Origin of the sequence: Amycolatopsis sp. BJA-103, from assembly GCF_002849735.1 — a bacterium.
In the GTDB taxonomy this organism is placed as follows: domain Bacteria; phylum Actinomycetota; class Actinomycetes; order Mycobacteriales; family Pseudonocardiaceae; genus Amycolatopsis.
Genome location: NZ_CP017780.1, coordinates 8,681,372 through 8,700,320, shown reverse-complemented (window position 1 = coordinate 8,700,320; position 18,949 = coordinate 8,681,372). Strand labels below are relative to the sequence as shown.

Genomic DNA, 18,949 nt, shown 5'->3' with positions numbered 1-18,949 from the left:
AGCGGGCGGCGGCACGGTCGAGCGTGAAGGAATCGGGACGTTGAGTGTCCCAAATCCTTCATCGTCGAGGAGTGTTCCGGCCTCGAAACTTGATCAACGGAAGATCGGAGACACTCAACGCCCCCAAACCTCCGTTGATCAAGCCCGGACACTCCAGCACAAGCTCACCAAGACGACATCAGGAGCCAGCGGGCAGGCAAATACGGGACCACCAGAACCGTCCTCACCACTCACGAGCCCCGCAGGTCACAAGCGTTCGGCCAGCCACTCGAGCGCGGCTTCCCCGTGGCGGAGGACCGAGATGTGCCCGTCCTCGGGAAACGTGCGTGCCTCGGCCGTGGCGATCTGCCGGGCGAGCCACTCCCCGTGCCCGAGAGGCGCGATCCGATCCTCGCCACCGTGCAGGAGCAGCACCGGTGCCTCGACGTCGGACGGCCGGAACCCCCACGGCGCGACGTACGCGAGGTCGTCGTCGATCAGCCCGCCCGGCCCGCCCTCGACCGCGGGGCCGACGACGTCGAGGAGCCACTTCCAGTCCCCTGACAAGGCCGCGTGATCCGACGCGGTGAACATCTCGGCGTCGTACTCGGCCGTTGCCTCGTAGTTCTCCTTCTCCGCTCGCCCGGCCAAGGCCGCCGTCAGAGAGCCGACTCCCGCCGAGATCATTCCCGCGAACCAGTCCAGACCGTCGCCGCCGTACGGAGCCATGCTCGCGACACCGACCACCGCCGAAACGCGTTCCGGCAGCAGGGCCGCGCAGGCGAGCGCGTGCGGGCCACCACCGGAATGGCCGAAAACCCCGAACCGCTCGATGTTCAGGGCGTCGGCGATCGTCGCGACATCGGCCGCCGCCGAGGCGACGTTCCTTCCCCGCCTCGGTGTCGAGCCGCCATAGCCGGGCCGGTCGTACGACACCCACCTCACGCCGAGTCGTTCGGCGGCGGGGAACAGCGGTGACGGCGGAGCACCGATGTTCGGGGTCCCGTGATGCCAGAAGACCACCGGACCGGTTCCGCCCGTGTCGTACGTGTGCAGCGTGGTCCCGTCCCCCAGGTCCACGTCGGACTCGTTCACCATGTGCCGAGCGTACTGACGGGGAACGACAAATCCGCTGTACCGTCGGCGACCATGACCGACCGGACGCGCCGGAGCTACGACCTCGTGGCCGACAGGTACGCCGAGGAACTGAGCGACGAACTCCGGCACAAACCCCTGGATCGCGCCTTGCTCGACGCCTTCGCCGAACTCGTTCGCGAAGGAACGGTCGCGGACATCGGCTGCGGCCCGGGACAGGTCGCCGCCCATCTGGCCTCTCGAGGCTCGCGCGTCATCGGCCTGGATCTCTCGACCGCGATGTGCGCGGCCGTCCGACGCCGCACCTCGCTACCGGCGGGTGCCGCGGACATGACGGCGTTGCCCCTGCGAGCAGCAGCGTTGGACGGGCTTGTCTGCCTCTACGCGACCATCCATCTCGACGACGACCAGCGGGCGGCGGCCTACCGCGAGTTCGCCCGGGTCCTGCGGCCCGGCGCGTACGCCCTGCTCTCCTTCCATGTCAGCGATCCCGACTTCCCCGACGGTGGGGTGAAGACCCTCGGCACCTGGTGGGGTCGCGACGTCGACCTGGATTTCCGGTTCCTCGACCCGGACGCCGAGATCTCGGCGTCGCGCGCCGCGGGTTTCGACCTCGTCGCCCGCCTCGATCGCGCGCCGCACCCCGGCTCCGAGCACCCCAGCGAGCGGTGCACGCTGCTGGTGCGTCGGTCAACCTTGACCTAGACCTCCCTCTTCGAGCTTCAGGAGCCACATGTCGCGCTTTCACGAAATCAAGCACCGGGTGGCCACGACCTTCCAGCGCCACGTGGGCAACCCGCTCCTCGTCCGGCTGCCGAATCAGCCGATCCTCGAGACCACCGGACGCAAGTCCGGGGTCCCCCGGCAGACGCCGATCGGTGGCCGCCGGGTGGGCCGCGAGTTCTGGATCGTCTCGGAGTTCGGCGAGAAGTCGCAGTACGTCCGCAACATCCAGGCCGATCCGCGCGTCCGGGTCCGGCTCAAGGGCCAGTGGCACACCGGCACGGCACATCTGCTCCCGGACGACGACCCCCGCGCCCGGCTGAAGGCCCTGCCCAGGTTCAACAGCGCCGCCGTACAGGCGATCGGCACGGACCTCCTCACCATCCGGGTCGATCTCGACGGCTGAGCGGATTTTGCCTTGACGCCAAGGTCAAGGTTTACGCTCGGAACCATGCGGATCGGCGAACTCGCCGCGCGTACCGGAACCACCACGCGCGCGCTGCGTTTCTATGAGTCACAAGGGCTTCTCGACGCACGGCGCGCGTCGAACGGATACCGGGAGTACGACGAGGACGATTACCGGCTGGTCAACGAGATCCTGACCCTGCAAGCGGTCGGGCTCAGCCTCGAGGACACCAGGCCGTTCGTCGAGTGCTTGCGCGCGGGTCACGAGACCGGCGACTCGTGCGCCGATTCGATCGAGGTCTACCAACGCAAACTCGCCGAGGTGGACGCCTGTCTGGCCAGGTTGAACGAAGCGCGGGACAGCCTGCTGGCCAAGCTGGCGGGTGCGTTGAAAACGCCGCCGGGTCCGTGTGTCGTCAGCCGGGAAACCGAGGAGACCTGAATGTCATCCCTTTCTGTCGTCACCGATGAGACCTTCCGAGAACTCGTCCTGGAGCAGGACAAGCCCGTCTTGGTGGACTTCTGGGCGCAATGGTGCCCGCCTTGCCACATGATCGCGCCGGTGCTCGCCGAGATCGCCGAGGAGCGCGCCGGCGCGCTGATCATCCGTAAGCTGAATTCCGACGAAAACCCTTTGACGGCAAGGGATTATCATGTCATGTCCTTGCCGACACTGATTCTCTTCCGTGACGGGAGTCCGGTGTGGACGACCGTCGGCGCCAAGCCGAAAGCCCGGCTGCTCGCGGACCTGGACGCCGTTCTGCAGACGACCGGCGTCTGAGCGCGGGCCGCGTGGGTCAGGTTGGTCGTGAGTGGCGATTCGGGTTCTAACCCGAATCGCCACTCACGACCAGCCCGGCCTCGGTCCCGTTAATTGTGTTGCGCGCGAGGCCGTCCGTTCGCATCCTTCTGCACATGACTTCGACCCTCGCCTTCCTGCCGACGCCCTCCGTCCTCCGACGGGTGCGGGTGCAGCAGCAGGCCGGGGCCTGCCGGAGGCCGACACCAGTCCGACCGTGAGCACCGCGCTCGTCGCGGGCCTGCTCGCTGGCTATGGCATCGCCATTCCGGTGGGCGCGGTCGCGACCTATCTGGTGGTGCTGACGGCGCGGTCAGGGCTCAAGATCGGCGCATACGCCGCGCTGGGCGTCGCCACGGCCGACGGCCTTTACGCCCTGGTCGCGGTCCTCGGCGGCAGCAAGCTCATCCCGGTCATCCAGCCGATCGCCGGGCCACTGCGGTGGGTTTCGGTGGTGGTGCTGCTCGGGCTGGCCGTCCACATCGGATTCACCGGGGTCCGGAACTTCCGCGACTCCGCGAAGGCCGACGTGACGCAGCCTGTCGCGATAGGGCCCTTGAAGGCCTACGTGAGCCTGCTCGGGATCACACTGCTGAACCCGACCACGGTGGTCTACTTCGCGGCGCTCGTGCTCGGCAGCGAGGACATGGCCGCGGCGACCGGGGCGGAACACGTGGTGTTCGTGCTCGCCGCGTTTGTGGCTTCGGCGAGCTGGCAACTGTTCCTCGCGGGCGGCGGCGCGGTACTCGGCAAGGCGCTGACCGGACGTCGTGGACGGCTGGTCACCGCGCTCGCGTCCAGCGCGCTGATCACCGTCCTCGGAATCCGCCTACTCTGGTGAGCCTGGAGGCGACGGATGGCGGAGACACTGCTCGAAACGGCGCAGGCGGGTGACTCGGCCGCTTTCGGGCGGCTGGTCGCCCCGTTTCGCGGCGAGTTGCACGCGCACTGTTACCGCATGCTCGGTTCGGTGCACGACGCGGACGACGCGCTGCAGGAAACCCTCGTCCGGGCCTGGAAGAGTCTCGATCGCTTCGACGGTCGCGGGTCGATCCGGCCGTGGCTGTACAAGATCGCCACGAACCGCTGCCTGACGGCGATCGAGCGGCGGGGACGCCGCGAGCTGCCCGCCGATCTGGGCCCGGACGCGCCGGAAACCGAACGCCTCTGGCTCGAACCGTATCCGGATCAGGGGCCCGAAGCCGGGTTCCTGATCCGGGAGAACATCGAGCTGGCCTTCGTCGCGGCGTTGCAGCGTCTTTCGGCGGTGCAACGGGCGGTGCTCGTGCTTCGTGAGGTACTGCAGTTTTCGGCGCAGGAGGTCGCCGATCAGCTGGAGACCACGGTGGCCTCGGTCAACAGCGCCCTGCAGCGCGCCCGCAAGGTCGTGCGGCTTCACGGAGAGCCCGGGCCGATCGGCGACTTCCGGGAAGTGGCGGGCAAATACGTCGCGGCTTGGGAAAACCGGGACGTCGACGCCATCGTCGCGATGCTCACCGAAGACGCCAGGTACAGCATGCCGCCGCTGCCCGAGTGGTATCAGGGCCCCGACGCCATCCGCGCGTTCCTGCTCGACGGCCCGCTGACCAGGGAGTGGCGGCTCCTCCCGGCGCGCGCGAACGGGCAGCTCGCGTTCGGCACGTACCTGTGGGACGAAAGGGAGAACGCCTTCGTCCCCGGCGGGCTCGACCTGGTCGTGCTGAACGGCACGAAGATCGCCGAAGTCGTGTCGTTCCTGACAGCCGATCTGACCCGGTTCGGATTGCCGGGCAAGATTCCCTGATCGAGGACCGCAGGTGTCCGCATTGGTTGCCAAGCTCTGCCCATGACCGAAACCACGGCACGCCCCGCTTCCCTCCACTCCTACCTCGCCTACCGCGACGCTCCGAAGGCGCTTCGCTGGCTCGAAAGCGCCTTCGGCTTCGAGACCCTCATGGAGTTCCCCGACGACAAGGGTCTGATCCTGCATTCCGAACTGCGGCTCGGCGGAGCCTCCATCATCGTGTTCAGCGCGGAGGAGGACTACGACCATGCGACCCGCAAGGGTGAGACGGTCGGCCACGGCCTCTACGTCAGCCTTGCGACGCAAGAGGCCGTGGACGCCGTCTTCGCCTCCGCTGTCGAAGCCGGAGCGACGCAGGTCTGGGAACCGGCGAACACCGAATGGGGCAACTACCGCTGCCGGGTCGACGATCTCGAAGGGTACGAGTGGACCTTCGGCACGCACATCCCCGGACAGCCGCAGAACGGCTGAAAGCTAGAGCAGGCGCGCGAACCACTCGCGAGACCGGCGGAGCAGGTCCACCTGGTGTTCCCGCCCGCGGAGCGAATGCCCTTCGCCGGGATACACGACGAGGTCGTGTTCGACGCCGAAGTGGCGTAGCGCGCGGTGGAAGAATTCCGCCTGGGACAACGGGACGTTCGTGTCTTCCGCACCGTGCACGATCAGGACGGGGGTCTCGACCTTCGACGCGAAGGAGATCGGGCTGAGCTGATCGTGCCGGTGCGGGCCCGTCCCTTCCCAGCCGATACTCCCGCTGTGCGCGGCTTCCATCAGCGGACCGAGTTCACCGGTCGCGGCGAGCATGCTCCAGTCACAGATCCCGGCGACCATCAGCGCCGCCTTGAACCGGCGGGTCTGCCCGACGGCCCAGGCCGTCATGTATCCGCCGTGGCTCCCGCCCACGATCCCGAGCCGCTCCGGATCGGCCACTCCTTCGGCGATGAGGAGATCGATCCCGGTCTCGATATCGCCCCATTCCTCCAGGCCGACCCGTCCGGCGACGGAGGCCGCGAATTCATGCCCATGGCCTTGTCCCCCACGGGGATTCGGCAGGAAGACGGCGTGCCCTGCCAGGGCCAGCCACTGCGCGGACGGGAACCAGCCGAGCATGAAGCGGTCCGCGTGCCGGTCGTAAGGTCCGCCGTGAACCCGCGTGACCAGCGAGAAAGGCCCGTCGGCCCGAGTCTTTCCCGGCGGCAGAACGAGCAGGCCGTCCAACGCGAGGCCATCGGACGCCTTGTAGGACAACCGTTCCTGGGAGCCCCACGAAATCCCGGCGAACTCCGGCGCCGTGTCGCTGACCCGCGTCGACGCCCCGCCCACCGGTCCACAATGGACATCTTTCGGCCGGTGCGCGGTGCTCAGCACGGTCACCACGATCTCGCCGTTCGAGGCCAGCGCGTCAGCTTGCCCACGCCAGAACGACACTTCGCCGGACCCGAGCCGATGGAGGGCCGTGTCGAGCCCGTCGGCGACGAGCACCAGAGGAGCACCGGAATCGACCTGCGCGAGCTCGACCGGGCAGGTCGATTCCTCGGTCAGGTTCCGCTGTTCCCCTGTTTCCACGGAAACGTCGAAGACCGCCCGGCCACCCACCGGTTCCGGATTCCCGAGATACGCGATGTGCCAGCCGTCCTCGTCCCGCCACCAAACGGGGCCGGTGGCTTCGACCGCGACCCGGCCGAGATCGTGCCGCTCACCGGTTTCCAGGTCCAGCACGGAAAGCCGGGGTTCGAGACCACCCGGATCGGCCTCCGGCGTCGGCCAGGTGACGACGGCGAGCGCCTTGTGGTCCGGGCGGCGGGCGACGGCGACGACGTGGTCTTCGACCAGCGTTGCGATCTCGCCGGTCCGCGGATCGAAACTCCGCAGCCGCGCCGGGCGAAGGCTCTCACTCCAGACCCAGATGGCCGGCGCGGGCGTCTCGTCCTCGGCGATGAACACGATCCTGTCGTGCATCGGAACGAACCCGGTGATCTCGCTCTGCCAGGCGAACAGTTCCTCGTCCCCCGAACAGACACGGCCGTCCCGGAGGAAGTAGAGGGCGTCCGCGGACCACTGGGGCGAGGACCCTTCGGCCAGCTTCCGCGGCTTTTCGCTGCCGTCCACAGCGGCGAGCCAGATCTCGGGGACACCTTTCGTGATGGTCGAAACCTGGTAGGCGACCCATTTCCCGTCGGAGGAGAGCGCGGGTACCGACGGGAAACGGCTGTCGACGATCAGCTCAGCGGTCAGCATGTCCCCATCCTGCCGGAAATTGCTACGCCAACGCTTTGCCCAGTTCATCGAGCCAGTCGCCCGTTCCCTGCTCCCGCCAGCTCGGTTCTTCGTGACCGTCGAGGAAGGTGCCCTGTTCGATCAGCGTCAGCCGGGTGCCGCCCGCCTCGGCTTCGAACAAGATCGTCGTGACGGACACGGTCGCCGGGACGTCGTTCGCGGAGAGCGTCGACGCGTAGACGATCCGCTCGTTTTCGGCGATGTCCGCATAATTCGACGTGAAGGCCATCCGTTTCTCGTCATCGGGCGGGCCGGTGGTGACTTCTCGGCCGCCGACGCGGAAGTCCAAGGAGTGGCCGCCGCCCGGCACGGTGAACCAGCCCGCTTTCGCGGCAGGGTCGGACCAGGCGGCGAAAACGCGTTCGGGCGGAGCGGAGTAGACGCGTTCGAGGGTGAAAGTGGCGTGTTTGACGGTCATGACCGTTTCCCTTCATCGGAGTCCAGAAAGCCACCAAGGCGATCGAGCCGGTGTTCCCAGCCGGTGCGCTGCCCGCCGAGCCAGTCTTCGGCCATGCGCAGGCCGTCCGGTTCGAGGTGACAGGTGCGGACTCGCCCGGCCTTCTCCGTCCGGACCAGCCCGCAGGTTTCGAGCACCTGGAGGTGCTGCATCACGGCGGGCAACGACATCGACAACGGCTGCGCGAGCTCCCCCACCGAGGCAGGTCCCCGGGTGAGGCGCTCGATCATTTCGCGGCGCGTCCCGTCGGAAAGCGCCTTGAACACCTGATCCATCCTTTGGTTAGGCACATGCTTAACTATCCGCCCACGCCGAGCGATAGTCAAGTAAATGCTTAACTTTCTACTTCTCCGCGGTCATGCCTTCGACGAGCAGCCACTGCGAGGCGAGGTACGACGTCAGCACGAAGGTCTCGAGGTTCGCCCGCACCCGCTCGCTGGTGACGAAGTTGCGGCGGATCAGGATCGCCAGATCCGACGCGGAGAACAGCAGCGCGCCGGCGGCGATCCAGGTCCGGCGGTCGCCCGACGGGACCACCATTCCACCCGAGACCTTGGCCTTCGGCGCCAAGGCCGGGTCGGCCGCGAGGGTCGACGTCGTGCTCAACAGCCCTCCGTAGACCGAAAGCACCGAGGACACCGGAGACGGCTTCGGCAGCGCCATCGCGACAGCCGCCGCAGCCCAGGCTCCGAGCCGGGGCGACGCGGTCGCGGCACGCGGACGGGCACCGCGACGCCACAAGAACGCGGAGTACAGCACCTGCATCACGCCGAACGACGTCGCGCCCTTGATCAGTTCGCGATCCTCGTGCGACCGGCCCATGAAATGGTCGCCCGCACCGGCCGCGACCAAACCGGCGATGAGCAGGCCCTTCTCCCCTGGTGCAAGCGTTTGCGCGCGGGCGACGCGAGCGGCGAGCACGGGGACCGCGGCCGGTTTCGTCACCAGTTGCAACCGCCGGTTGCCCGTCCTGGCGGAATACACCGTGCCGATCGCGGCGACGCCGAACAGCACCCGCTCGGCGAACTTGAGGGCCTTCACGAACCACCTCCGGAACTTATTTCTGGGTAAGTTACCAGGAGGTCAGCTCGCCGACGTCTCTTAAACGGCTTCGCGGAAGGTGTTCCGGTACGCGCTCGGCGAGACACCGAGCGCCGCCTGCAGGTGCTGGCGCAGCGAAGCGGCGGTGCCGAACCCGGCCTCGGTGGCGACCTTGTCCACCGGCAGATCGGTCTCCTCAAGCAGCTGACGGGCCCTTTCGACCCGCTGCTGAGTGAGCCACTGCAAGGCCGAAATCCCGACCTCGTCCCGAAAACGCCGCGTGAACGTCCGCGTGCTCATCGACTCCTTCGCCGCGAGCTCGCGCAACGTCAGCGGCCTGCCGAGGTTCTCCAGCGCCCAGGTCCGCGCCGCCGCCGTCGACGACGATTGCGGTTCCGGAACCGGGCGGCGGATGAACTGAGCCTGCCCGCCCTCCCGGTGCGGCGAGACGACCGTCCCGCGCGCGACCTCGTTCGCGACCGCGGCACCGTGATCACAGCGGATCATGTGCAGGCAGAGGTCGATCCCGGACGCGACACCCGCCGCCGTCAGCACATTGCCGTCGTCGGTGTAGAGCACGTTGGGATCGAGGGCGACCTTCGGGAACTTCGCCTGGAAGTCCAGCGCCGAACGCCAGTGCGTGGTCGCCTTCCGGCCGTCGAGCAGGCCGGCGGCGGCGAGCACGAAGGCACCCGTGCAGATCGACGCGATCCTGGCGTCCGGCCGGATCAGCTCCAGCGCCCGCGCGAGCGGTTCGGTGAGGTCCTGCCCGGTCGGCTCGTACTCGGTGGACGACGCGGGGATGACCACGGTGTCGGCCTCGGCCAGCACCTCGGGTCCGACCGGGACGGAGATGGTGATGTCGGCGTCGGTCCGGATCTGCCCCGGCTCCGGCGTGCAGGTGACGACGTCGTAGAGCCGCTCGCCGTCGGCGGATTTGGCCGTGCCGAACAGCCGGGTGACGATGCCCAGCTCCATCACCAGCATTCCGTGCCGGACCAGCACGGCGACCCGATGGCGGGCCGGATGCGCGAAAAAGCCCATGGCTCGATTCTTGCACATGTTGGCCATCGGGCCACTCGCGTCGACCTGAGCGCCGAGGGACGGTGGGGACATGAACGTGTTGTGGATCTTCGCCCATCCGGAACCTCGCTCCCTCGGCGGCGCGCTGCGCGACGAAGGCTTGCGCACGCTCCGCGCCCAGGGGGCGAACGTCCGGGAGTCCGACCTGTACGCGATGAAGTGGAAGGCCGTCGTCGACGCCGACGACTTCGGTTCAGCGGCACCGAGTGATCGCTTGATCGTCGGCTCCACGTCGAAGCACGCCTTCGAGACCGGCGAACTCAGCGACGACATCCGCGCGGAGCACGAGAAACTGGACTGGGCGGACACCGTGATCGTCCAGTTCCCCCTGTGGTGGTACGGGATGCCCGCGATCCTCAAGGGCTGGTTCGACCGCGTGTTCGTCAAGGGTTTCACTTACGGTGTGCGGCGCCCCGACGGCAAGACGTCGCGCTACGGCGAAGGAGCCCTGGCCGGGAAGCGCGCCATGGTCCTGCTGACCGCGGGCGCGCCGGAAGCCACCGTCGGACCACGCGGCGTGAACGGCGAGATCGACGACCTGCTGTTCCCGCTGCAACACGGAACCCTGTGGTACGCGGGAATGTCCGTCCTCCCCCCGCTGACGATCTGCGGCGCCGACCGCGTTTCCCCCGAGCAGTACGACGACGCCGTCGCGACCCTGCACGGCCGGCTGCGCACACTGTCCACTCGCGACCCGATCCCGTTCCGCTCCCAGAACGGCGGCGACTACGACGAGCACCTCGTGCTCCGCGCGGAGTTAGCTCCCGGCCGAAGCGGGAACGGCGTTCACCTCCTCTAGACCTACGAGGTCCGCATCGGCGAAGAAGGTTTCGGCCGCCTTGAGCGCGCCTTCGTCGAGCAGGACGTCACCGGGACGACTTCCGTTGCCGAGCAACTGCCCACCCCACCGCATTCCGAGATATTCGGCGGTTTTGCGCAACGTCCCGATCAACGGTTCCGCTTGCTCCGGGCGCTCGGCGAGCGCGCTCACCCCCCACAGGGTCTTGCCGCGCATCCGCGCCTTGAACTCCAGTTCCGGCTGATCCAGCCAACTCGCCCAGTGGTCGAAGTACAGCTTCACCGACGCCGAAACGCTGTACCAGTAGACCGGCGACGCGATCACCAGATCCGTGGCGGCGAAGGTCGCGTCGAGCAGCAACCGCTCGTTTCCGGCCGGTGGCACGAAGTCCTCACCGTCGTGCTTCCTGTCGACGAACGGCGCCAACGGGACCTCGGCCGTCCGGATCCACCGCTGCCCGACGCCACGAGGAAGCTCTTTGGCCGCCCGCCTCGCCAAGATCTCCGTGTTGCCACCGGCACGGGCACTCCCGACCAGGAACAGAAAGCTTCGACCGTCGGCCATGGCGATCCCCTCCGAAGTGATTTCAAAGTACATGTATGTGCAAGCAGATTCTGTCACTGCATGTAAACTGGTGTCAAGGAAACTAGGGAGGTCGCCTTGACCGCCGATGAACTGGCGTGGGGCCGCGTCCTCGCGCTGCACGGGCGCATCGAGCAAGAACTCGCGAAGGCATTGCAACGACGGCACGGACTCGGTCTTTCCGAGTTCCGCGCGCTCGGCAAGCTGGCCGCCACCGGGAAGGGTGTCCTGCGCATGCAGGAACTCGCCGAGGCGATCGGGCTCAACCAGAGTTCCGTGAGCCGGATGGTCGTCCGCCTCGAAGACGCCGGACTGACGGAGCGCGACCCGTGCGAGGCCGACCGCCGCGGCGTGTATTCGTGCATCACCAAAGAAGGCAGGAAGCGGCACGCCGAGACCGAGCCGACCTATCAGGAGGTGCTGGCGGCCGCTCTCGACAAGGCGGAAGCCGACCCTGAGCTGAAGGACGCCGTCGCCGCGCTTCGCGGCGTCTCGTGAGTGGCGCCGCGGGTTCTGGTGGACCCGTATTTGTCTACCCGCAGGATCCTGATGTCGTCTCGGTGGGCTTGTTCTGTTTGCCGATGTGGGCGAGCGGGGACAGAGGGATGGTCGGGGCTTGATCAACGGAGGTTTGGGGACGTTGAGTGTCCCCGATCTTCCGTTGATCAAGCTCCGAGACCGGAACGATCCCGCGACGATGAAGGAATTGGGACACTCAACGTCCCGATTCCTCCACCCTCGACCGTGCCACCGCTGCCACTTCGCACGTGCGCTGGTCAGGGCGTCGCTGACCCAGTCCACCGTGAGGCCACACCAGCCGGTTCCGGTGTCACGAAGTCCGTGAAGGCCTCCTTCACTACCTTCAGGGTAGGGAAGGAGGCCTTCACGGACCTGCGATCACTCGCACCCAGAATCCAGCAGGTACCTAAGACACCGTTGGCCCTAACCGAATCGCCACTCACGACCGGCCCGACCCACGCCCCACCGCTCCCGAGAGCTGATCTCCACCCTGGGGATGACCTCCACCGGACGGACGCGCGAAAGCCCCGCGCCCGGCTAGGTTCGCCGTATGAAACAGCCGTCCGCGCTCCCCGGCCGGGTGCCGCACGTCCTCGACGTGATCGTCGCGCTGGTGCTGGTGGTGTCCGTCGGCGGGAACCTCGCCGCGAAGACGTGGACGTTCACCGTCGCCATCCCGATGTGGCTCGCCTGGGCGACGGTCGCCGCGTGCGCGATCGCGATCGTGGTGCGACGGCACTGGCCCGTGGCGGCCTACGGCCTCGGCCTGCTCAGCCTGACCCCGGCCGTCCTCGCGGGCAACGGGCTGGGCCCGGCCGCGATCCTGGCCATGGCGTGCGCCCTGTACACCCTGGCACTGGAATACCCGCGAGCCCGCTCGCTGATCGCCCTGGGCCTCGGCCTGCTCGTCGTCGCGGTCCTCGAAGTCGTGCAGCTCGGGCCCTCCACGTTCGCGTCGATCGCGTTCGCGGGCGGCGGGGTGGCGGGTTCGTGGGCGCTGGGCTGGACGGCGCGCCAGCGGCAGGCGAATCTCGCCCTGCTCACCGAGGCGCACGCCGATCAGGCGGTGTCCGACGAGCGCCTGCGGATCGCCCGCGAGATGCACGACGTCGTCGCCCACAGCATGAGCCTGATCGCCGTCAAAGCCGCGGTGGGCAATCACGTCGCCGAGGAACAGCCCGAGGAAGCGCGCGAAGCGTTGCGGGTCATCGAACTCACCAGCCGCGAAACCCTCGTCGAACTCCGGCGGATGCTCGGCGTCCTCCGTTCCGGTGACGGCACTCCTGAGGCCGCGCTCGGCCCCGCGCCGAAACTCGCCGATCTGCGGACCCTGGCCGAACGCGCCGGGCAGGCCGGGGTGCGCGTCGAGCTGACCGGCGAGGTGGTGGACGAGCTCCCCGAGGGCGTCGCGCTTTCGGTCTACCGCATCACGCAGGAGGCGGTGACCAACGTCGTGAAGCACGCGGGACCGTCGGTCTGCCGGGTCACCATCACCGAAGGCCCCGGTGAGGTCAGCGTCGAGATCGTCGATGACGGCCGCGGCGAAGGCTCGGCCTCTGCCACGGGCGGGCACGGCTTGATCGGCATGCGCGAGCGGGTCGCGGTCTACGGTGGTGACTTCGAGGCGGGACCACTTCCCGCCGGGGGATTCCGGGTGTTCGCGCGGCTGCCGTACGCCGTCAAGGAAGTGGGGACGCGATGATCCGCGTACTGATCGCCGACGACCAGGCGTTGCTGCGCGGCAGCTTCCGCGTGCTCGTCGACAGCGCGCCGGACCTCGAGGTCGTCGGCGAGGCGGGCAACGGCCTCCAGGCGGCGGAACTGGCCGAGAAGGAACGTCCGGACGTCGTGCTGATGGACGTCCGCATGCCGGAGCTGGACGGGATCGAAGCGACGAGGCGGATCTGCGCGTCGGCCGCCACCGAAGGCGTCCACGTGCTGATGCTGACGACGTTCGATCTCGACGCCTACGTCTATTCGGCGCTGCGCGCGGGCGCCAGCGGATTCCTGCTGAAGGACACTCCGCCCGCCGAGCTGCTGACCGCGATCCGGGTCGTCGCGGCGGGTGAAGGACTGCTCGCCCCGTCGATCACGCGAAGGCTCATCGCCGAATTCGCCCGGCTGCCCGAGGCGGGCCAGCGCGTCGCGCCGTCGCTCGACGGCATCACCACCCGCGAACGGGAGGTGCTGAGCCTGATCGCGCGCGGCCTGTCGAACGACGAGATCGCCGGGACGCTGCATCTCGGGCTGGCGACGGTGAAGACGCACATCGGCCGTCTCCTGCACAAACTCGCGGCGAGGGACCGCGCGCAGCTGGTGATCGCGGCCTACGAATCCGGTCTGGTGCGCGCCGCGCTCTGATCCGGACGTTGTCTACGCCACACGCGAAGTGACCATTGAGTAGCTAGGCTGCGGATTCATGAGCAGTGCGACGGAGCCGCTCGGGACGCCGCCCGAGGACGAACCGGACATCCACACCACGGCCGGCAAGCTGGCCGACCTGTACCGCCGGTATGACGAGGCGGTGCACGCGGGTTCCGCGAGGGCGGTGGAGAAACAGCACGCCAAGGGCAAGAAGACCGCTCGCGAGCGGATCGAGCTACTGCTCGACGAAGGCTCGTTCGTCGAGCTCGACGAGCTGGCGAAGCACCGCTCGGTCAACTTCGGCCAGGAGAAGAACCGGCCCTACGGCGACGGCGTCGTCACCGGCTACGGAACCGTTGACGGCCGTCCGGTGTGCGTGTTCAGCCAGGACGTCACCATCTTCGGCGGGTCGCTCGGCGAGGTGTACGGCGAGAAGATCGTCAAGGTGATGGACCTGGCGATCAAGACCGGCCGCCCGATCGTCGGCATCAACGAGGGCGGCGGCGCGCGGATCCAGGAAGGCGTCGTCTCGCTCGGGCTGTACGGCGAGATCTTCAACCGGAACGTCAAGGCGTCCGGCGTCATCCCCCAGATCTCGCTGATCATGGGCGCCAACGCGGGCGGGCACGTCTACTCCCCCGCGCTGACCGACTTCGTGGTGATGGTCGACAAGACCTCCCACATGTTCATCACCGGCCCCGACGTCGTGAAGACCGTGACCGGCGAAGAGGTCTCCTTCGAGGAACTCGGCGGCGGGCGCACGCACAACACCCGTTCGGGTGTCGCGCACTACCTCGGTTCCGACGACGAAGACGCCATCGCGTACGTCAAGGAACTGCTCTCGTTCCTCCCGGCGAACAACCTGTCGGAGGCGCCGCTGTTCGAGACAGACTCCGCACCCGGTGGAGGGTTCTTCGAGAACGTCACCGAGTCGGACCGCGAGCTCGACACGCTGATCCCGGACTCGCCGAATCAGCCGTACGACATGCACGAGGTCATCAACCGCGTGGTCGACGACGGCGACTTCCTCGAGGTGCACGAACTGTTCGCGCCCAACATCCTGGTCGGGTTCGGCCGGGTGGACGGGCGCAGCGTCGGCATCGTGGCGAACCAGCCGACCCAGTTCGCCGGCTGCCTCGACATCGACGCGTCCGAGAAGGCCGCACGGTTCGTGCGCACCTGCGACGCGTTCAACATCCCGGTCCTGACCTTCGTCGACGTCCCCGGTTTCCTGCCCGGCACCGACCAGGAGTGGAACGGCATCATCCGGCGCGGCGCGAAGCTGATCTACGCCTACGCCGAAGCGACCGTCCCGCTCGTCACCGTCATCACCCGCAAGGCGTACGGCGGCGCGTACGACGTCATGGGGTCCAAGCACCTCGGCGCGGACATCAACCTGGCGTGGCCGACGGCACAGGTCGCGGTCATGGGCGCGCAGGGCGCGGCGAACATCGTGCACCGCAAGACACTCGCCGCGGCCGCCGCCGACGGCAAGGACGTCGACGCGTTGCGCGCGGAGCTGATCCAGGAGTACGAAGACACGCTCCTGAACCCGTACGCGGCGGCCGAGCGCGGTTACGTCGACTCGGTGATCGTGCCCGCGCACACCCGCGGCCACGTCGCGAAGGCGCTCTCGCTGCTCCAGGGCAAACGCGAGACGCTGCCGCCGAAGAAGCACGGGAACATCCCGCTGTGAGCGCGCCCGAAACCCCGCTGCTGCGGGTCGTCCGAGGAGATCCGAGCGACGTCGAACTCGCCGCGCTGACCGCCGTCGTCGCGGCGGCGGCGAGTGCGCGGGCTCCGGAGCCCGCGCCGAAACGGGAGTCGTGGTGGGCGGACAAAGCCTCGCTCGTGCGTGCCCCGCTCGCCCCGGGCGACGGCGCCTGGCGGGCTTCGGCACTCCCTCGCTGAACCGGCTCCCTCGCGAGAAGCGCGGAACGGGATCCCGCGGGCTATCGTGACAGATCTGGCGGTCCGGCTCGTCCGGTTCGCCAGGTCTTAGGTATCCGCGATCGCCCCAGAAAGCCGTGCGTGACGAACCAGGACCATCTCTCCGCCGAGTTGCGCCGTCTGCGCAAAGCCGCCGGGTTGTCCGGTACCGAGGCGGCGATTCTCACCGGCCTCAGCCAGTCCAAGGTCTCGCGGGTCGAAACCGGCGCGTTCATGCCGACCGAGGACCAGGTCGTCGCGCTGTGCCGCGCCTACCGCGCGCCCGCGAAGATCCGGCGGGCGCTGGTCGCGATCACCCGGGACCTCCGAGAGGAAGCGTCGTCCGCCCGCGTCGTGCTGCAGCGCGGTGCGTGGCGGATGCAGCAGCGCATCGGCAAGATCGAGACGGCGTCCGCCCGGATCCGGAGCTTCCAGCCGACCATCGTTTTCGGCCTGCTCCAGACCCGCGACTACATCACCGCATTGTTCCGCGACCCCCTGCCGGACAGCGAACGCGACCAGACCGTCGAGGCCCGGCTGGAGCGCCAGCGGATCCTCGATTCGAACCGTGAGTTCCACTTCGTGATCACCGAAGGCGCCCTGCGCTGGAACATGGGCGGCGCGGCGACCATGCAGGCCCAGCTCGGCCACCTCATCGAGCTGTCCTGCAGCGGCCGGGTGCGGCTGGGCGTGATCCCGTGGACCACTCCGGTCTCCGTCCCCGTCCTCCACGGTTTCGACATCTACGACTCCCGGGCGGTCCTTCTCGGGACGCAGACGGCGACGGCGATCGTCACGGACGAACGGGAAGTCGCCGACTACGAGAAGAACTTCGCCGAAGTCGAGCGCTACGCCACTTACGACGACGTCGCCTGTGCCCATTTGACGCGGATCGCCACCGACTACCGACAGCTCGCGGTCGAACCGCTTTAGTGACAAAAGACCCTTGGCGCTATGCACTCCGAGAGTGCATCGTGAGTAAAGCGGCTTGCGGTGAAGGTCCCTTTTCCTGCGCCGAACGCGATCACCGGAGCCGTTCACCGACCAATCGGAACAGATCACCCGATATCGCCAACCTTGCTGCCGCGCAACCCGTCTACTTGCCGAAACAGTCACTGGGGAAAGGCCCTCCGATGACCATCTGGCACGAACGCATGACCGACTGGCACAAGTCGACTTACACGCACTGGGAAGAGAACGCCTGCGTCGAGGTCGGCGGTTCGCCCGGCCTGATCGGCATCCGCGACACCAAGCAGTGGGCGCTGCCGGACGAGACCCGCCCGATCCTGGTCCTCCCGGCCGAGTCCTTCGCCGCGCTCCTCGATCACCTTGGCCGATGAACGACGTCGCCGAGCCGTACATGGTCCACGATCCGCGGGAGATGGCGGGCCAGCTGATCAACGGCAACTGGATCGTCGCGCGCTGGGAACACCTCGGCGAAGACGAGGACCTGGAGCACTGGACCGCCGTCCTGCGTCAGAACTGCGAAGAACTCGATGTCGACCCGTACGTCATCAACATCCCGCGCAAGAGCCTGACGATCGTCTTCAACGGGGCACTCCCCGCGCCGACGTTCGAACAGCTGGAGAATTCGATAGCGGCCATCGAGTACCACCGCTTCCTCGAACGCGAAATCGGGCCGAGACGCCTGAACTAGGCGACCTTCGGGGCGGCACGCATCCCGATGTACACACAGTCCGTGCCGGTCGAGAGCGTCGAAAACACCACGGGCATCCAGTCCTCGCTGAACGACGGGCCGGCACCTGACGCGGCGAAGACGGTGTCGGTGACGGGCACCAGATCCATGTCCAGCGGCGGCGAAAAGTCCTTCATGCCGTCGACGAATTCGTACCTCAGCCGCGAATCCCCGGTCACCGTGATGACCACGCCTTCGCGGCGGTAGACGCCCTCGAAGCGCGCCAGGTCCACGATCGGCGGTTCGGCGGGCGGCGCGAAGGCGTCGGGAATGCGGACTCCGGCGAACTCGTCGAGCAGTTCACGGAACAGGGCCGCGTAAAGCTGCCGGGCGCCGCCGCCGTTGGTCACCAGCGCGACGGCCACTCCCGCCGACGGCACCACGCGCAGGTACGCGTACTGCCCGATGGACGCGCCGTCGTGACCGATGCCGGGCGTGCCGTCCCAGTCGTAGAGCGTCCAGCCGAGTCCCCAGCCGTCCGCGCTGACCGTCCACTTGTCGGGGACGTCGGTCTCGCGGCGCTGCATCGCCTCGACCGTTTCCGGCGCCAGGACACGGGTCCCGTCGGGCGCCAGGCCGCCGTCGAGGTGCATCCGCGCGAGCCGGACGACGTCGCCGGCGGAGGCGATCACCCGCGCGCCCGGTCCCGCCGACCGCGGCATCAGATCCCAGGCGGGCGCGGGGTCCGGCTCCTGTCCCGGTTCGCCGAGGTGGCTCATCGCCGCGCGGAAACTCAGCGCCTCCTCGGGCAGGGTCATCGACTGCTTCAGCCCGAGCGGCGTGAAGATGAACTCCTTCAGCGCCTGATCCCAGGTCAGCCCGGTGACCACCTCGGCGATGCGGCCGAGCACCTGGTACCCGACGCTGCTGTAGGAGACCGCGGTCCCCGGCGGGCAGTCCATCGCGATGCCCTTGCTCGCCTCGACGAAGCGGGCGATGCACTCGTCACCCCGGCCGGTGTCCAGGTGGAAATCGCAGGTGAGACCGCTGGTGTGGCTCAGCAGCTGCCGGATGGTGATCGCCCTGGTCGCCTCGGGATCGATCGTCTCGAACTCCGGCAGCACCTCGACGACCGGCGCGTCGAGGTCCAGTTCGCCGGTTTCGGCCAGCCGCATGACCAGGGTCGCGGTGTAGATCTTGGCGATCGAGCCGAGCTGGAACACCGAATCGGTCGTCGTCTCGACGCCGGTCCCGCGATGCAGGACGCCGCTCGCGAGTTCGTGGATCTCGCCACCCGCCAGCACGGCGAGCACGGCGCCCGGAACGTGGTGGGCGGCGCGGAGCTCGTCCAGCTTGGCCTGCCAGCGGCCGGCGTCCCAGTTCGCGGTGTTCGTCATGGCTTTCCCCTTCGTTGCGTACGTCGTTCTCGTCTTGCGCACACTGTACGCACAAGCGATCGGCGTACGCAAGCAGTGGGC

General features: G+C 68.1%; 24 protein-coding genes. 16 read left to right on the top strand and 8 right to left on the bottom strand.

The window, feature by feature from the left end; all coding sequences use genetic code 11:
• Nucleotides 1-246: 246 nt before the first annotated feature.
• Entirely contained in the window at nt 247-1,077 is an 831-nt protein-coding gene (locus BKN51_RS39420; protein WP_101612399.1) for an alpha/beta fold hydrolase, read from the bottom strand.
• Between the two features lie 51 nt (nt 1,078-1,128).
• On the opposite strand from BKN51_RS39420, the gene BKN51_RS39415 reads away from it, so the two are divergent.
• From BKN51_RS39415 to BKN51_RS39385, 7 genes are all read left to right on the top strand, one after another.
• Nucleotides 1,129-1,779: a class I SAM-dependent methyltransferase gene (locus tag BKN51_RS39415; protein WP_158255752.1), complete on the top strand. Its 651-nt coding sequence runs from the start codon at nt 1,129-1,131 to the stop codon at nt 1,777-1,779.
• 28 nt (nt 1,780-1,807) lie between these two features.
• Nucleotides 1,808-2,203 carry a nitroreductase/quinone reductase family protein gene (locus tag BKN51_RS39410; protein WP_101612397.1) on the top strand — a complete coding sequence of 132 codons (396 nt, stop codon included), beginning with the start codon at nt 1,808-1,810 and terminating at the stop codon, nt 2,201-2,203.
• Between the two features lie 45 nt (nt 2,204-2,248).
• Nucleotides 2,249-2,644: a MerR family transcriptional regulator gene (locus BKN51_RS39405; protein WP_101612396.1), complete on the top strand. Its 396-nt coding sequence runs from the start codon at nt 2,249-2,251 to the stop codon at nt 2,642-2,644.
• A complete protein-coding gene (gene trxA / locus BKN51_RS39400) occupies nt 2,645-2,983 on the top strand; it encodes a thioredoxin (RefSeq protein ID WP_101612395.1) in 339 nt (112 codons plus the stop codon).
• Between the two features lie 235 nt (nt 2,984-3,218).
• On the top strand, nt 3,219-3,842 hold the full coding sequence (locus tag BKN51_RS39395; RefSeq protein WP_101612394.1) for a LysE/ArgO family amino acid transporter: 624 nt from the start codon (nt 3,219-3,221) through the stop codon (nt 3,840-3,842).
• Between the two features lie 15 nt (nt 3,843-3,857).
• The gene (locus BKN51_RS39390) at nt 3,858-4,784 is read left to right on the top strand and encodes a sigma-70 family RNA polymerase sigma factor (protein WP_101612393.1); all 927 of its coding nucleotides are present in this window, start codon (nt 3,858-3,860) and stop codon (nt 4,782-4,784) included.
• 42 nt (nt 4,785-4,826) lie between these two features.
• Nucleotides 4,827-5,255 (top strand): VOC family protein, encoded by a 429-nt coding sequence (locus BKN51_RS39385; RefSeq protein WP_101612392.1) that lies wholly within the window; start codon nt 4,827-4,829, stop codon nt 5,253-5,255.
• A 3-nt stretch (nt 5,256-5,258) separates the two neighbouring features.
• On the opposite strand, the gene BKN51_RS39380 is transcribed toward BKN51_RS39385, so the two are convergent.
• The 5 genes from BKN51_RS39380 to BKN51_RS39360 form a co-directional block, all read right to left on the bottom strand.
• A complete protein-coding gene (locus tag BKN51_RS39380) occupies nt 5,259-7,022 on the bottom strand; it encodes an alpha/beta hydrolase family protein (RefSeq protein WP_101612391.1) in 1,764 nt (587 codons plus the stop codon).
• A gap of 22 nt (nt 7,023-7,044) precedes the next feature.
• Entirely contained in the window at nt 7,045-7,479 is a 435-nt protein-coding gene (locus BKN51_RS39375) for an SRPBCC family protein (protein WP_101612390.1), read from the bottom strand.
• Complete coding sequence (locus tag BKN51_RS39370; RefSeq protein ID WP_101612389.1) at nt 7,476-7,793, bottom strand: ArsR/SmtB family transcription factor; 318 nt, start codon at nt 7,791-7,793, stop codon at nt 7,476-7,478. Before BKN51_RS39370 ends, BKN51_RS39375 begins: the two co-directional genes overlap by 4 nt.
• A 67-nt stretch (nt 7,794-7,860) precedes the next feature.
• A complete protein-coding gene (locus tag BKN51_RS39365) occupies nt 7,861-8,559 on the bottom strand; it encodes a lysoplasmalogenase family protein (RefSeq protein WP_101612388.1) in 699 nt (232 codons plus the stop codon).
• A gap of 60 nt (nt 8,560-8,619) precedes the next feature.
• Nucleotides 8,620-9,630, bottom strand: coding sequence for a GlxA family transcriptional regulator (locus BKN51_RS39360; RefSeq protein ID WP_168214650.1), 1,011 nt, complete (start codon nt 9,628-9,630; stop codon nt 8,620-8,622).
• Nucleotides 9,631-9,673: 43 nt separating this feature from the next.
• Between BKN51_RS39360 and BKN51_RS39355 the strand changes: the two genes are divergently transcribed.
• Nucleotides 9,674-10,441 carry an NAD(P)H-dependent oxidoreductase gene (locus BKN51_RS39355; protein ID WP_101612386.1) on the top strand — a complete coding sequence of 256 codons (768 nt, stop codon included), beginning with the start codon at nt 9,674-9,676 and terminating at the stop codon, nt 10,439-10,441.
• Here BKN51_RS39355 and BKN51_RS39350 read toward each other — a convergent pair.
• On the bottom strand, nt 10,400-11,005 hold the full coding sequence (locus BKN51_RS39350) for a flavodoxin family protein (protein ID WP_101612385.1): 606 nt from the start codon (nt 11,003-11,005) through the stop codon (nt 10,400-10,402). The two genes, BKN51_RS39355 and BKN51_RS39350, sit on opposite strands and share 42 nt — an antisense overlap.
• 96 nt (nt 11,006-11,101) lie before the next feature.
• Here BKN51_RS39350 and BKN51_RS39345 point away from each other — a divergent pair, with 96 nt between their 5' ends.
• The 8 genes from BKN51_RS39345 to BKN51_RS39310 all read left to right on the top strand — a co-directional run bounded on the left by BKN51_RS39345 (nt 11,102) and on the right by BKN51_RS39310 (nt 17,492).
• Nucleotides 11,102-11,521 carry a MarR family winged helix-turn-helix transcriptional regulator gene (locus tag BKN51_RS39345; protein WP_101612384.1) on the top strand — a complete coding sequence of 140 codons (420 nt, stop codon included), beginning with the start codon at nt 11,102-11,104 and terminating at the stop codon, nt 11,519-11,521.
• A gap of 571 nt (nt 11,522-12,092) precedes the next feature.
• Nucleotides 12,093-13,244, top strand: a complete 1,152-nt coding sequence (locus tag BKN51_RS39340) for a sensor histidine kinase (protein ID WP_101612383.1) — start codon at nt 12,093-12,095, stop codon at nt 13,242-13,244.
• Nucleotides 13,241-13,903: a response regulator gene (locus BKN51_RS39335; protein WP_101612382.1), complete on the top strand. Its 663-nt coding sequence runs from the start codon at nt 13,241-13,243 to the stop codon at nt 13,901-13,903. Before BKN51_RS39340 ends, BKN51_RS39335 begins: the two co-directional genes overlap by 4 nt.
• Before the next feature lie 58 nt (nt 13,904-13,961).
• Nucleotides 13,962-15,602, top strand: a complete 1,641-nt coding sequence (locus BKN51_RS39330) for an acyl-CoA carboxylase subunit beta (protein ID WP_101612381.1) — start codon at nt 13,962-13,964, stop codon at nt 15,600-15,602.
• Entirely contained in the window at nt 15,599-15,817 is a 219-nt protein-coding gene (locus BKN51_RS39325; RefSeq protein WP_101612380.1) for an acyl-CoA carboxylase subunit epsilon, read from the top strand. Before BKN51_RS39330 ends, BKN51_RS39325 begins: the two co-directional genes overlap by 4 nt.
• Before the next feature lie 120 nt (nt 15,818-15,937).
• Nucleotides 15,938-16,768 carry a helix-turn-helix domain-containing protein gene (locus BKN51_RS39320; RefSeq protein ID WP_101612379.1) on the top strand — a complete coding sequence of 277 codons (831 nt, stop codon included), beginning with the start codon at nt 15,938-15,940 and terminating at the stop codon, nt 16,766-16,768.
• 200 nt (nt 16,769-16,968) lie between these two features.
• Nucleotides 16,969-17,175, top strand: a complete 207-nt coding sequence (locus tag BKN51_RS39315; RefSeq protein ID WP_101612378.1) for a DUF397 domain-containing protein — start codon at nt 16,969-16,971, stop codon at nt 17,173-17,175.
• Nucleotides 17,172-17,492: a hypothetical protein gene (locus BKN51_RS39310; RefSeq protein WP_101612377.1), complete on the top strand. Its 321-nt coding sequence runs from the start codon at nt 17,172-17,174 to the stop codon at nt 17,490-17,492. Before BKN51_RS39315 ends, BKN51_RS39310 begins: the two co-directional genes overlap by 4 nt.
• Here BKN51_RS39310 and BKN51_RS39305 read toward each other — a convergent pair.
• Nucleotides 17,489-18,868, bottom strand: a complete 1,380-nt coding sequence (locus tag BKN51_RS39305; RefSeq protein ID WP_101612376.1) for a serine hydrolase domain-containing protein — start codon at nt 18,866-18,868, stop codon at nt 17,489-17,491. The genes BKN51_RS39310 and BKN51_RS39305 overlap by 4 nt on opposite strands.
• Nucleotides 18,869-18,949: the final 81 nt, after the last annotated feature.